Raw genomic sequence first — 14,064 nt, 5'->3', positions numbered from 1 at the left:
CCGGTCAGGTGTGCCGGCGGGACCCAGATGATGGTGAACGCCCCCTTTACCCATCTGGCGGGACGCGTGCGGCGGAGGCCTCGGCCCAGGTTCTCGCTAAAGTTGCATACCACGTCCGGCAGCTTGGGCGGCCGGCGCCATGTGAGCGCGGGCGCTCACGCCATGTTGCGGCTTGTAATGAAGGTTTTGCGATGGCCTTATCCGGCCCGACGAGGGGCGGACGCGCGGGAGGCGGGTTCGCGAGGGTTCAACACGGGCGAAGGCCCGACAATCCGTAGGTACGCATGAACGTCGTAATCCTGTTGGGGATCGTGGTGACGCTGGTCACCGGGCTTCCCGTCCTGATGCAGATCCTGAAGGGACACCCCAAGGGGCTGATCATCTGCTTCTTCGCCGAGATGTGGGAGCGCTTCTCCTACTACGGCATGCGAGGCCTGCTGATCTTCTACCTGACCCAGCACTTCCTGTTCGACGACGACTTCGCCGCCGGCCAGTACGGGACCTACGGCTCGCTGGTCTACCTGCTCCCGCTGGTCGGGGGCATCGTGGCCGACCGCTGGATCGGCACGCGCAAGGCCATCATGTTCGGCGCGGTCCTGCTGGTGATGGGTCACGGGCTGATGGCGTATGAAGGCCTGCCGGCAACCCAGACGCTGACCTACGGCGGTCAGGAGTATTCGGTCCAGATCGAGGGCCGCGGCGAGGCGCGCGAGACGCGGCTGATGGTCGACGGCCGGGGCTATGAGTACACCTCCGGCGAGACCGGTCTGACGGTCGAGGGGCTGCCCCCCGGCGGGACCCTGCCCAACGTCCTGCCCACCGGCAGCTATGAACTGAGCGCCGAGCGCGACGCATCCGGCGTGATGGCTTTCTACGTCGCCCTGTCGCTGATCATCATGGGCGTGGGCTTCCTGAAGCCGAACATCTCGACCCTGGTCGGCCAGCTTTACCGGCAGGGCGATCCGCGACGGGATTCCGGCTTCACCCTCTACTACTACGGCATCAATCTGGGGGCCTTCTGGGCGGCCGTGCTGTGCGGCTATCTGGGCCAGAACTTCGGCTGGAGCTGGGGCTTCGGACTGGCCGGCATCGGCATGTTCCTGGGGCTGCTTGTCTTCTGGCTGGGCAAGCCGCTGCTGCAGGGCAAGGGCGAGAGCCCGTACCCCGAGCTCATCAAGAAGCCTGTGCTGGGCCCGATCAACCGCGAATGGCTGATCTATCTGGCGGGCTTCGCGGGGGTGGCGGCTCTGTACTTCATCGTGCCCAACCACGGCCTCGTCGGACAGGGCCTGACCCTGTCGACCGTCGCGGCCCTGGCCTTCATCGGCTGGTTCATCGTCTTCAAGCTGCGCGGCGACAAGGTGGCGCGTGAGCGGATGATGCTGGCCATGGTGCTGATCTTCGGCTCGGCGGTGTTCTTCACCCTGTTCGAGCAGGCCGGCTCCTCGCTGAACCTGTTCGCCGACCGCAACGTCGATCTGTCGATCACCAGTTCCGCGGGCACCCTGCTGGGCATTCCCTACGGGACCCCGGCCCAGATGGCGGCCGCGGGACTGCCGACGGACGGCGTCTGGATCGACACCTCGATGACGGCGTCGCAGACCCAGTCGTTCAACGCCGGCTTCATCCTGATCTTCGCGCCGATCTTCGCGGCCTTGTGGGCCTTCCTGGCCTCGCGCCGCATGGACCCCAACCCGGTCATGAAGTTCGGCCTCGGCATCATCCAGGTCGGCCTGGGCTTCCTGGTGGTGGTCTGGGGCGCCAACTCCGGACTGGTGGACGAGGCGTTCCGCACGCCCCTGATCCTGCTGGCCATCCTCTACATGCTGCACACGACGGGTGAGCTGTTCCTTTCGCCGGTCGGGCTGTCGGAGATCACTAAGCTCTCCGTCGCCTCGATCGTCAGCTTCATGATGGCCGTGTGGTTCATGGCCTCGTCCATCGCCCACTTCATCGGGGGTGAGATCGCCAAGCTGGCCGGCACGGAAACGGTCGGGGGCCAGGTGACGAACCCGGAGGCGGCGCTGCAGACCTCGCTCGACACGTTCAACGCCATCGGTCTGTGGGGCGTGGGCATCGGCGTCGGCTTCATCGTGATCAGCTTCGTGATCTCGAAGTGGTCGAACGGCGTCAACGACCCCGACAACCACCCCGGACCGACGCTGAACGACCGCGGCCAGGAGGACGGCAACGTCGCCCGCCCGCAGACCACGACGCTGTGACCGCGAACCACCGCTGAAAGGAGAAGGGCGGCCCCGGTGACGGAGCCGCCCTTTTTCTTGCCCGCTCCGCCGCCCGTCAGAACGTCCGGCGGACCTGCACGAACAGCCAGGGGCTCATCTTGGTGCGACGCACCTCGCGGTAGGCGACGGGGCTGACGTCGCGCGGGCCGGTGTAGATGTCCCGGTCATAGCCGTTCTGCCGGTCGGTGGCGTTGCCGACGTCGAGACGCACGGTGGTGCGGTCGTCGGGCTTCCACTGGCCCCACAGGGTGACGAAGGGCTCGGCATAGCCCTCGCGCACCTCGCGGATGCGATAGCTGGTGCCGCGGTCGACGTTGCAGCCGTGCTGCAGGCCCCACGACCAGCGCCCGCCGGCCAGCGTCTGGTCGAAGTCGACGCCGCAGCCGAAGTACTGGTTGCCCTGGAAGCGGCGCGGCTCGCCCGTCAGGGGGTCGGTGACCTCGGTCCACGACCAGCTGCCGCGTGCCACGAGCCGCCCGCCGGGCACGCCCAGGCGATCTGTGGGCAGGGTCAGGCGCATCTGGAAGAAATCCGACGTGCCGTCGCCGATGTTGCCCACGCCCTCGAAGCCGCCCACCAGGGGGATGATGTCGATCACGTCCTCGACCTCGGCGTGCTGGTAGGTGACGTCGAAGACGCCCTTGTCCCAGAAGCGCCGCTCATACACGGCCTCGAACTCCCAGGCCTTGTGCGGCTCGAGGTCCGGGTTGCCCGCCTCGACCTGGCCGATGTCGATGTCGGCGGAGGCGACGAAGTCGCCGAAGTCCAGCTGCCCCACTTCGCGTTCGACGCGGAAGCGGAACTGGTGCCCCGTGGCGGGCGTGAACGTCATCTGCAGGCGGGGCTTGGGATAGACGAAGGACTTCGACAGGTCAGTGTCGCCGGACTGGCTGATCTCCGACACCTCGACGCGCATGCCCGCCTCGATGGTCCAGCGTTCCGAAGGACGCCACGTCGCCTGGCCGAAGACCTCTCCGCGCAGCTCCTCGACCTTGACCGAAGCGTTGCCCAGCGGGATCGGCACGCCGTTTTCGGAATAGGCGGTGTCGCTGTCCAGGAAGTTGTAGGCCACCTCGCCGCCGGTCTCGTAGGCCCAGCGGTCGTTGGGACGGAAGCGCAGGACGCCGCGCCCGATCGACTCCCCGCGGCTGGCGTCGGCCGTGAAGGTGGAGGCGCCGCCCGCGCCCAGCGAGTCGCCGACGTACTCCTCCTGCCCGTAACGCTGCAGCGCCGTCAGTTCCAGCGACGTGCGCGGGCTGAGGTCGCGCGACCAGTTGACGCCGAGTTCGCCGTCCAGCTGCTCGTTGTCCTCGACGTTGAAGCTGTCGGCGCCGGGGCCCGAGCGGATCAGCAGGTCCTGCTCGAACTCGTGCGTGCCCCAGCCCAGCAGGGCGTTCACACGCAGGCGCCCCCCGGCCACGGTCCGCTGGATCGCGCCGGTTCCGCGGATGTTGCGGAAGCGGTCCCACAGGACCAGGTCCGCGTCCTGGATCAGGTTTCCGTTGACGTCGTAGCGGCGGCGGAAGCCGTCGCCCGTTCCGTCGGTGCGGTCGGTGGTGGCCGAGAAGCTGGCCTCGGTCTGGTTCTCTCCTTCGCGACGCGACCACTGACCCGCCAGGATGGGGCCGATGTAGCCGTCGGGATAGAAGTAGGCGTTGGTTTCCAGCACGCGCTCGGTCGTGACCGTACGCTTCAGCACGACGTTGGCGACGACGGTCTGGCCCTGCATGTCGATGCCGGGCGCGCCGCCGCGGATCAGCTCGATCCGCTCGACGCTGTCGGCTGAGATGCGGCGCAGAACGCCTTCCAGGCCGTCGGACTTGGACGAGGGCCGATCGCCGTCGATCAGCACGTTGCCCGCCGCGCCCGCGAAGCCCCGCGTGCCGTTGTTGCCCGGGTTGAACTGGAAGCCCGGCAGGCGAGCGATCATGTCCAGCGCCGTGTTGGGCGACGCATTGGCGAAAAAGTCCGGGGTGAAGACCAGCACGCCGGTCTGATCGGCGGCCGAGCTGGGATCGGCCGTCGGCGTCTGGATGACCTGCGCCTGCGCCGTGCCGGACATGAGCGCACAGAAGGCGGCGCCGGCGGTCAGAATGGTCTTCATGGGTCCCTCTCCCTGTCGCAGCCTGAGTGGACCGACCGCTTCGCGCCCTCCAGTTACAAGGCGGCAAGGTGGGTGAATTCGCCGAAAGGTTCGGGGCGGAAGCGCGACCGTCCGACCTGCGCGCCTTGACCCGGCCGCATTCAGGGCCCATCTGCCGCCCGTCGCAGCATCGCGACGACCGGCGCTCCGGCGCGTGTGGGCCCTTTCCGGGCTTTTCCGTAGCAGCGGCCGGTTCCTCAAGATCATTCGTCGCCACGACACGCGGGGCGACGCCCGCACTGAAGCCCCCCCGAGGGCCGAAGGCGTGCGTCGATGCCCGACATGATCGGCCGCGCGCGTCTTCGCACATGAAAGACGACACGTGACGCAATCGAACTTCGAGACGTTCGGCCTGAACCCCCAGCTGCTCAGCGCGCTGAAGGCCGCGGGCTATGAGACGCCCACCCCCATCCAGACCAAGGCCATCCCCGACGTGATGGCGGGCAAGGACCTGCTGGGCATCGCCCAGACCGGCACCGGCAAGACCGCCGCCTTCGCCCTGCCGATCCTGCACCGACTGGCCGCCAACCGCACCCCGCCGGTTCCGCGCACCACGCGCTGCCTGGTGCTGTCGCCCACGCGCGAGCTGGCGACGCAGATCGCCGAAAGCTTCAAGACCTACGGCAAGAACCTGGGCTTCCGCGTCGCCGTCGTGTTCGGCGGCGTCAAGTACGGCGCCCAGGAACGCGCCCTGCAGCAGGGACTGGACGTTCTGGTCGCTGCGCCCGGCCGTCTGCTGGATCACATCCAGCAGAAGAACGTCGACCTGTCGCAGACCGAGATCTTCGTCCTGGACGAGGCCGACCAGATGCTGGACCTGGGCTTCATCAAGCCCATCCGTCAGATCACGGCGAAGCTGCCGGCGCGGCGCCAGAACCTGTTCTTCTCGGCCACCATGCCGTCTGAGATCGGCAAGCTGGCGTCCGAGCTGCTGAAGGACCCGGTCCGCGTGCAGGTGACCCCGCAGGCGACCACGGTGGAGCGCATCAAGCAATCGGTGATCTGGGTCGAACAGGGCAGGAAGCGCGCCCTGCTGACCGAACTGTTCAGCGATCCCGCCTATACGCGCTGCCTGGTCTTCACCAAAACCAAGCACGGCGCCGACAAGGTCGCGGCCTATCTGGAGGCGGGCGGCGTCGAGGCCGGCGCCATCCACGGCAACAAGAGCCAGCCGCAGCGCGAGCGGGCCCTGCAAGCCTTCAAGGACGGCAAGCTGCGCGTGCTGGTCGCCACCGACATCGCCGCGCGCGGCATCGACGTCGACAAGGTCACCCACGTGGTCAACTTCGAACTGCCGCACGTGCCGGAGAGCTACGTCCACCGCATCGGTCGCACGGCCCGCGCAGGCAAGGACGGCACGGCGGTCAGCTTCGTCGCCGGCGACGAGATGAAACTGCTGCGCGACGTCGAGAAGACGACGCGCCAGAAGATCCCGGCCGTCGACCGACGCAACGACAAGCAACTGGCCCAGCTGGACGCGACCATCATGGCCGCTGGCGTCGGCAAGAAGGCGAGCATCGACTCGGCCGGCGTCTCGGAGCGCCAGGAGCAGCAGAACCGTGGCCGCGGCCGCGGTCGTCGTCAGGGCGAACGCCCCGAGGGCGGCGGCCAGCCGCACCGCGCCCGTAAACCCGGCGGGCAGCGCGACCGCACCCACCACGCCGAGCGCCCGGCGGCGGTGAAGACCTTCGACCCCTTGGCCGGCGAACGCACGACGCCGTCGCCCAAGCCCGAGGGCGAACTGAAGCGCCGTCCCCGTCGCCGCAAGCCGTCGAACGGCGGCAAGGGGTACGCCGGTCAGAAGGCGGGCTGAGGTCTAGACGGGGGTCGCTTCGATCCCCGCCGCCGCCAGATCGGACTGAAGTCGAGAGGCCGCCGCATCGACGGCGGCCTCTTCGCGTCCGCGCACGACCAACTGCGTGCCGATCTCTCCCACAGTGCCGTGGCCGAAGGGATAGCTGCCGAAGCTCAAGTCGCGGTCGGCCCGGGCTGCGGCCGCAAGAAGGTCGGCGATCGCCCCTTCGCCCACGCCGACGACGCGCAGGGTGCGCGAACGCACCACCGCGCCGGTGCGCAGGCGAGGCGCAACGTCCTCCAGCATCGCCCGCATGATCTTCGGCACGCCGGCCATGACGAAGACGTTTTCGATCTGGAATCCCGGGGCGTCGGTGACGGGATTGGCGATCAGGCTGCCGCCCTCCGGGATGCGGGCCATCCGCCGCCGCGCCGCGTTGAACTCGTCGCCATAGCGCCGCCCCAGGATCGCCAGCGCCTCGGGATGCTCCGGCAGGGCGACGCCGAACGCCTGCGCCACCCCGTCGGCCGTGACGTCGTCGTGCGTCGGCCCGATGCCGCCGGTGGTGAAGACGTAGTCGTGCGTGGCGCGCAACTCGCTCAGCGCCGCGACGATACGATCGATCTCATCGCCGACGACCCGCGCCTCGAGAAGGTCGATTCCGAGCGCCGACAGGAAGCGCGCGATCGTGTTGGTATTGGTGTCCTGCGTCCGTCCGGACAGGACCTCATCACCGATCACGAGGACGGCGGCGGTGGGGGAGCTCTGCGTCATGCCTCGACCCTTAGCGCACCTGCGGCGCTTGCGGCGATGTGCTATGATCGCCACCTGCACCCTCCGCCGCACTGACGAAGACCGACTGAATGTACGAGACGCCCGAGCTGGACGACGACGTCCTGGTCCGCACCCACGAGATCCGCGTCCACGACGCCGAAGCGTTCGAGGGCATGCGCGCGGCCGGGCGGCTGGTGGCGCAGGCGCTGGACATGATCACCGAGTTCGCGGTTCCCGGCGTGACCACCCAGGAGATCGACGACCGCATCCGCGAGTTCACGCTGGATCACGGCGCCCTGCCCGCCTGCCTGGGCTACAAGGGCTATGAGAAGACCGTCTGCACCTCGATCAACCACGTCGTCTGCCACGGCATTCCGGGCGACAAGGTTCTTAAGGACGGCGACGTGGTCAACATCGACCACACCGTGATCGTCGACGGCTGGCATGGCGATTCCAGCCGAATGTACGCCATCGGCGAGATCGCCACGCGGGCGAAGAAGCTGATCGACGTGACCTACGACTCGCTGGACGCGGGTCTCGCGGTGATCAAGCCCGGCGCGACGTTCGGGGACATCGGCTACGCCATTCAGCAGGTGGTCGAGGCCAACCGCATGAGCGTGGTGCGCGACTTCTGCGGCCACGGCATCGGCCGGCTGTTCCACGACAGCCCCAACGTCCTGCACTATGGCCGGCGGGGCGAGGGCGCGGTCCTGAAGGAAGGCATGTTCTTCACCGTCGAGCCGATGGTGAACCTGGGCAAGCCGCACGTGAAGGTGCTGTCCGACGGCTGGACGGCCGTGACGCGCGACAAGTCGCTGTCCGCCCAGTGCGAGCACACCATCGGCGTCACCGCCGACGGCTGCGAGCTGTTCACCGCCAGCCCGGCGGGCCTGTTCCGACCGAAATTCTGAGCGGTTGACGCCCGGCCGGGCGACGGGTCACCGTCGCGGACGCTGGAGGACGTCGATCATGCGCAGATTGTGGATTCCGATGCTGGCGGCCGCGACGCTGGCGGGGTGCGCCGGCGCGCCGCCGCTGGATGCCCGCACGGCCGTGTGGTGGAAAACGACACAGGACCTGTCTTCCGACGTGATGGAGGGGCGCGACACGGGATCGCCGGGCTATGACCGCGCCGCCGATCTGGTGGCCGCGCAGTTCATGTCGGCGGGGCTGAGCCCGGCCGGGGACGACGGCGGCTGGATGCAGATCATCGCCTTCAAGGACGTCGAGATCACGCCCGAAGGCACGCAGCTGACCATCCTGCACGACGACGGACGGCGTCGGCCGCTGAGGTTCCTGCATGAGGTCTCCGTAGGGCCTCAGTGGGGTCTGGCGCCGACCGTCGACGCGCCCATGGTATGGCGGGGCTGGTGCCGGCCGGAGGACATGACCGACGTCGCTGGCCGGATCGTGGTCTGCCTCGGTGCGAGGCGCGAAGGCCAGACGACCGGCGGCGAGCGCCTGCGCGCGGCGACGCAGGCGGGCGCGGTCGCCCTGATCAACGTCGACGACATGAGCTTCACGGTCGAGCCGCCGCGGTGGCCGGTGGCCTATGCCCGTACCGTGATCCTCGCCGAGACGACGCCGGGCGCCGCGGCCATCCCGGTTCTGCGTCTGGCCGCGCCGACGTTTGAAGGCCTCGCCGAAGCCGCGGGGCACGACGGTGCGGCCGTGCTGGCGGCCGGGGGGCGCAACGCGGCCTTGCCGCCGTTCGACCTGAAGGCAAGGCTGCAGGGCGCATTCGCGACGCGGGAGCGCGCCTACACCTCGGCCAACGTCCTGGGCGTCCTGCCCGGCACGGATCCGGCGCTGGCCGACCAGCCGGTCCTGCTGATCGCGCACCTCGACGGCTATGGCTACGGCACGCCGGTGGACGGCGACGACCTGTACAACGGCACGTTCGACGACGCCGCCTACGTCGCGACCCTGACGACGCTGGCCGCCGAGCGCGCCGGGCGAGGCTGGCGCCGGCCGGTGATCTTCGCGGCCGTGACCGGCGAGGAAAAGGGCCTGTGGGGCAGTCGCTGGCTGGCTGAGCACCCGACGCCCGGCGCCCCGACGCCGGTCGCGGTGCTGAACCTGGACCAACTGCGCCCGCTCTATCCGCTCACCATCCTGACGACGCTGGCGCTGGACGACTCCACCCTGGGCCAGACCGTGCGCGACGTCGCCGGGCCCATGGGCATCGAGGTGCGCCCGGACCGGGAGCCGGAACGCGGACTGCTGCGCCGCTCCGACCACTGGCCATTCATGCAGAAGGGCGTTCCGGCGGTCAGCTTCCTGTTCGGCTTCGACTACGGCACCCCGGCCCACGACGCCTATCTGGACTGGTACCGCCGCCGCTATCACGCGCCCCAGGACGACGTGACCACGCCCATCGACTTCCAGGCGCAGGCGGATTTTCATGCGTTCTGGTTCGCGCTGGTCGACGCCGTAGCGAACGCCGACGCTCCCCCTCAGTGGCTGCCGGACAGCCCGAACCGACCGCGCGGAAACTGACGTGAACGGCGGCGCGCGCCCTGCCACCGCCAAGCCCCACCACGCCGGCCATCGCGAGCGGCTGCGCGAGCGAGCGCGCGGCGCGGGCATCCACCACTGCCCGACTATGAGCTGCTGGAGCTGTTCCTGTTCCGCAGTCAGCCGCAGGGCGACGTGAAGCCGATCGCCAAGGCGCTGCTGGCGCGCTTCGGCTCGCTGGCGGCGGTGCTGGCCGCTTCGGTCGAGGATCTGATGACCGTGCGGTCCGAGGACGCCCGGGGGCGAACCAGGGGCGTGGGCGCGGAGACGGCGCTGGATCTCGCGGCGCTGCAAGAGGTCACGCTGCGAGTGGCCAGGGAGCAGGCGAACCAGCGCACGGTCATCTCCAGCTGGACGTCCCTGCTGGCCTACGTCCGCCTGTCGCTGCAGCACGAGCCGCGCGAGCAGTTCCGTGTGCTGTATCTGGACAGCCGCAACCAGCTGATCCTCGACGAGGTCCAGAACCGGGGCACGGTCGATCACGCCCCCGTCTATCCGCGCGAGGTGGTGCGCCGCGCGCTGGAGCTGTCGGCCAAGAACATCATCATCGTGCACAACCATCCATCGGGCGATCCGACGCCATCGCGCGCCGACATCGACATGACGAAGCAGGTGATCGAGGCGGCGCGGGCGCTGGCCATCACCGTGCACGACCATCTGATCGTCGGCCGCGAGGGCGTGGCCAGCTTCAAGCAACTGGGACTGATGTGATGCCGACCCGACGAGATGCCCTGACCGCCGCCGGACTGGTCCCCCTGGGCGCCGCGCGTCTGCCGGACCCCCCGCCTGCCGTGATGGTCTCGACCTGGGATTTCGGACGGCAGGCCAATGCGGCGGGCGTCGCGCGCCGGCGGGCCGGCGGCAGCGCCCTGGACATGGTCGAGGCGGGCGGTCGCGTCGTCGAGGCCGAGGGCGGGAACGGGTCGGTCGGCCTGGGCGGCATGCCGGACCGGGACGGACGCGTCACGCTGGACGCCTGCGTCATGGACTGGGAGGGCGGAATCGGCGCGGTCGCGGCGCTGGAAGACGTGGTGCATGCCGTGTCGGTCGCCCGCGCCGTGATGGAAAAGACCCCTCACTGGATGCTGGTCGGCGGCGGCGCGCGGGAATTCGCCGTGGCGCAGGGCTTCCCGACGCAAGACCTGCTGACCCCGGCGGCCGAGGCGGCCTGGCGCGAATGGCTGAAGACCAGCGAGTACGCGCCCCGCCCCAACAGCGAGAACGAGGGATGGGCTTCCATGCCCGGCGGGCCGAACAATCACGACACCATCGGTCTGCTGGCGATCGACGCGCAGAGCCGCATGGCCGGGGCCTGCACGACTTCGGGCATGGCCTTCAAGATGCGCGGGCGCGTGGGCGACAGCCCCATCGTCGGCTGCGGCCTGTACGTCGACGACGCGGTCGGCGGCGCGACGGCCACGGGGGTCGGCGAGGACGTGGTGCGCGTCGCGGGCAGCCATGCGGTCGTCGAAGCCATGCGCCACGGCATGGACCCGACCGCAGCGTGTCGGTCCGTGATCGAGCGGCTGGCCACGGTGCGCGGCACGAAGGTGGCCGGCCACCAGGTGGCGCTGCTGGCGCTGGACAAGCGGGGCCGGGCCGGGGGCTTCGCGCTGCAGCCCGGCTTCACCTACGCCGTCACCGACGCGGACGGCGGGACGCGCATGGAGCGGGCCGGGGCCTTGTTCGCATGACCGTGCTGACGACGGCGCGCCTGACGCTCAGTCCCATGACCGAGGCCGAATGGCCGGAGCTGTGCGACCTCTGGTCGGACCCGGAGTTCGTGCGCCACATCTTCCCGGCCGGGCTCAGTTCCGAGGACGTCTGGACCCGCCTGCTGCGGGACGTCGGACACTGGGCGACCGTCGGGTACGGCAACTGGGCGGTGCGGCTGACGGACACCGGCGCGTACGTCGGCAGTGTCGGCATCCTGGACTATCGCCGCATCGTCGATCCGCCCATCGACGTGCCGGAGCTGGGCTGGGGCGTGGCGCCGCGATTTCAGGGGCAAGGTCTGGCGGCCGAGGCGGTGCGCGCCGCGCTGGCCTGGGCCGACTCGGTCCTGAGGGCGCCGCGGACCGTCTGCATGATCTCGCCGGACAACGCCCCTTCCCTGACGCTGGCGGAGCGGCTGGGATACGTCGAATACGTGCGCACGACCTATCGCGGCGATCCGGTCGTCCTGCTGGAGCGAGCCGCCCCGTAGCCGCCCGTTAAGGTTTACGCGGCACGCTTGGCGGCGAAGTCCGGAGACCGCCCGCCGCATGCCCATGTCCGCCGAAACCCTGCGCGCGCACATCGCCGAGGCGTTTCCCGACGCCGACATCCAGATCGTCGATCTGGCCGGCGACGGCGACCACTACCGCGCTCGTGTGGTTTCGTCGGCCTTCGCCGGCATGGCGCGCGTCCGGCGGCATCAGGCGGTCTATGCCGCGCTGAAGGGCCAGATGGGCGGCGAGCTTCACGCGCTGGCGCTGGAAACCCTGACGCCCGAGGAGGTCTGACGATGCGCTATCGGCCTTTCGGACACGGCGGGCAGGCGGTCTCGGCTCTGACGCTCAGCTTGTCGCAGCGGGATCTCGCGCGGGGCCCCACGGCCGGCTGCGAGCTGATCTACACCGCGCTGGAAGCGGGCATAAACTCCTACCGGCTCGAGAACGCCGACCCTGTTCTGGCGGAGGTGCTGGGCGAGGCCCTGCGCCACGTGGACCGCAAACTGGTGCAGGTCGCCATCACCCTGGGCGCCGGGGACGGCCGCCGGGGAACCGAGCGCGACTTCTCGGGAGACGGCATGACCGAGGCCATGGACCGGGCGCTGCGCGTGTCCGGGCTCGGCTGGTTCGACGTGGCCATGCTGGACCAACCGGCAGAGCATGAGCTGCCGCAGACCGCGCTGAACGCCCTGAAGTCGCTGCGGGCGAACCAGCGCGTTCGCTTGCTGGGCGTCAGCGGGGACGGCGAGGTGATGGACGCCTATGTGTCGACCGGCGCCTTCGACGTGCTGTCGACGCCGTATCACGTGAACTCCGAGTGGAAGGTCCGCAACCGGCTTCGTACCGCGCGCGAACAGGACATGTCCGTCTTCGTGCACGGATGGTTCCCCGAGGAGTTCCAGTCGGCCAAGAAGGCGGCGCAGGTGAACCAGCCGAAGAAGAGCGGTCTTTTCGGATTCGGCGGCGGCCGCAGGTCGCACGATCCGCTGGCGGGCGCGGGAACCTTCGCCTTCCTCCACCAGACGGCCAACTGGCCTGCGGAGACGATCTGCCTGGCCTACGTTCTGACGGATCCCGGCGTATCCAGCGCCGTGATCAGCCCCGGCAGCGCGGAACGTCTGGCGGTCGTCGCCGAGGTGCCCGACCGCGACATGCCGCCGGGACTGGCCGCCCAGATCGAGATGGCGCGCGTGGCGGGCGCCAAGGCGGCCTGAAGCCTACTTCTGCCGGGGGCTTTCCAGCCCTTCCGAGGTCGACACCAGCTTGCCGTCGCGCCGCGCCCGGCAGGCCCGCGCGAGCTCCAGTGCGGCGATCCTGACCTCCGCCCTGATGGCGTGATCGCGGTCCAGCGCCTCGTGGCTGGTGGCGTAAGGCTCCCAGTAGCCGATGTAGCGGTCCAGCTCCGCCTCCGGGCCAGCGGGGATCAGCTTCATGAACCGCAGCCAGTCCGAGAGCGACCGGCGCACGTTTTCGGCGCCCTCGACGTCGCCATGCACCACCACCGAAAAGATGCGGCCCGCGAGGTGGCGGGGATAGTCCCAGCCCTTGAGCTCCTCTTCCTTGGCCTTCTTCGCGTCCTTGCCGTGGGTCAGGGTCGGATCAGGATTGCCGCCGTCGGCGCACACCAGCCGGTCCATCATCAGCTTCACCGGCGAAGAGGCCATGTACCAGTTGACCGGCGTGATCAGGAACACCCCCTGCGCCTCGACCCACATCGGGTAGATGTCGTTCATCCAGTCGTGGACCTGCCCGAGGCTGTAGTTGGGATAGCAGCTGCACGGCCAGTGGCAGAGCGCCGCCGCGGTGGAGAAGCACGCCTTGCAGGGGTGGATCTCGCGTCCGTACTCGCTGGTCAGCCGCGACAGGTCGAGGATCTCGACCTCGAACCCCTCCTCCTCCAGCGCGGTGCGCGCCACTTCGGCCAGACGGAAGCTTTTGGACATCTCGCCGGGACAGGTGTGTTCGGAGCGGGAGGAGCCGTTGACGACCAGCACCTTCGGCTTGCCCGAGATGTGGTCATGCCGTTCCTGCGCCTCGTCGATGCGCCGCCTGGCCTCGATCCAGTCGACGGCAAGGTCGTAGTCGGGATCTGCGTAGCCCGGGCCGGCCTTGCGGGTCACCGGCGACTTCCGGCCGTCCTGATAGGCGTCCCAGGCAACGTCGGCGATCTTCTCCAGCTCGACCGACAGGGCGCCGAAAGCCGGGTCGGCGAAGCGGCTCAGGAAGCGCGCGGTGAAGTCTTCGCGGTTCAGCTTCGGGGAGGGCATGCCCTTGCGGGGATCCGGCGTGGTCATATGTCGGCTCCTGGACGCGGGACCACGGCAACGCTGCGGCGAGCGTCGCCGTTCCGCGCCGGGCGGCGATACGTCGATTTCCGGA

The 14,064-nt window shown here is 69.3% G+C and carries 11 protein-coding genes and 1 pseudogene; 9 read left to right on the top strand and 3 right to left on the bottom strand.

Annotated features, from left to right (window positions below; translation table 11 throughout):
* The first annotated feature begins 284 nt into the window (after positions 1-284).
* Entirely contained in the window at positions 285-2,222 is a 1,938-nt protein-coding gene (locus VGR32_RS11925) for an oligopeptide:H+ symporter (RefSeq protein ID WP_327450922.1), read from the top strand.
* Between the two features lie 76 nt (positions 2,223-2,298).
* Here the strand turns inward: VGR32_RS11925 and VGR32_RS11920 are convergent, their stop codons facing one another.
* Entirely contained in the window at positions 2,299-4,347 is a 2,049-nt protein-coding gene (locus VGR32_RS11920; protein WP_327450920.1) for a TonB-dependent receptor plug domain-containing protein, read from the bottom strand.
* Positions 4,348-4,708: 361 nt separating this feature from the next.
* Between VGR32_RS11920 and VGR32_RS11915 the strand changes: the two genes are divergently transcribed.
* Positions 4,709-6,199 (top strand): DEAD/DEAH box helicase, encoded by a 1,491-nt coding sequence (locus VGR32_RS11915; protein WP_327450918.1) that lies wholly within the window; start codon positions 4,709-4,711, stop codon positions 6,197-6,199.
* Positions 6,200-6,202: 3 nt separating this feature from the next.
* On the opposite strand, the gene VGR32_RS11910 is transcribed toward VGR32_RS11915, so the two are convergent.
* Complete coding sequence (locus tag VGR32_RS11910) at positions 6,203-6,955, bottom strand: competence/damage-inducible protein A (protein WP_327450916.1); 753 nt, start codon at positions 6,953-6,955, stop codon at positions 6,203-6,205.
* Positions 6,956-7,044: 89 nt separating this feature from the next.
* On the opposite strand from VGR32_RS11910, the gene map reads away from it, so the two are divergent.
* The 7 genes and pseudogenes from map (at position 7,045) to VGR32_RS11875 (ending at position 12,899) form a co-directional block, all read left to right on the top strand.
* Positions 7,045-7,866 carry a type I methionyl aminopeptidase gene (map, locus tag VGR32_RS11905; protein WP_327450914.1) on the top strand — a complete coding sequence of 274 codons (822 nt, stop codon included), beginning with the start codon at positions 7,045-7,047 and terminating at the stop codon, positions 7,864-7,866.
* A 58-nt stretch (positions 7,867-7,924) separates the two neighbouring features.
* Entirely contained in the window at positions 7,925-9,454 is a 1,530-nt protein-coding gene (locus tag VGR32_RS11900; RefSeq protein ID WP_327450912.1) for a M28 family peptidase, read from the top strand.
* A gap of 1 nt (position 9,455) precedes the next feature.
* Positions 9,456-10,183, top strand: a pseudogene (gene radC / locus VGR32_RS11895) (RadC family protein).
* Positions 10,183-11,166 carry a N(4)-(beta-N-acetylglucosaminyl)-L-asparaginase gene (locus VGR32_RS11890; RefSeq protein WP_327450910.1) on the top strand — a complete coding sequence of 328 codons (984 nt, stop codon included), beginning with the start codon at positions 10,183-10,185 and terminating at the stop codon, positions 11,164-11,166. The pseudogene radC and the gene VGR32_RS11890 overlap by 1 nt, the downstream one beginning before the upstream one ends.
* Positions 11,163-11,678 (top strand): GNAT family N-acetyltransferase, encoded by a 516-nt coding sequence (locus VGR32_RS11885; RefSeq protein ID WP_327450908.1) that lies wholly within the window; start codon positions 11,163-11,165, stop codon positions 11,676-11,678. The genes VGR32_RS11890 and VGR32_RS11885 overlap by 4 nt, the downstream gene beginning before the upstream one ends.
* Before the next feature lie 58 nt (positions 11,679-11,736).
* Complete coding sequence (locus tag VGR32_RS11880; RefSeq protein WP_327450906.1) at positions 11,737-11,976, top strand: BolA family transcriptional regulator; 240 nt, start codon at positions 11,737-11,739, stop codon at positions 11,974-11,976.
* Positions 11,977-11,978: 2 nt separating this feature from the next.
* Entirely contained in the window at positions 11,979-12,899 is a 921-nt protein-coding gene (locus VGR32_RS11875; RefSeq protein ID WP_327450904.1) for an aldo/keto reductase, read from the top strand.
* Positions 12,900-12,902: 3 nt separating this feature from the next.
* Here VGR32_RS11875 and VGR32_RS11870 read toward each other — a convergent pair whose 3' ends face one another.
* The gene (locus VGR32_RS11870) at positions 12,903-13,979 is read right to left on the bottom strand and encodes a flavodoxin family protein (protein WP_327450902.1); all 1,077 of its coding nucleotides are present in this window, start codon (positions 13,977-13,979) and stop codon (positions 12,903-12,905) included.
* Positions 13,980-14,064: the final 85 nt, after the last annotated feature.

The organism is Brevundimonas sp., from assembly GCF_035935935.1.
GTDB lineage: Bacteria > Pseudomonadota > Alphaproteobacteria > Caulobacterales > Caulobacteraceae > Brevundimonas.
Note: the sequence above shows the minus strand (reverse complement) of the source record. Positions and strands in the feature narration are given on the sequence as shown.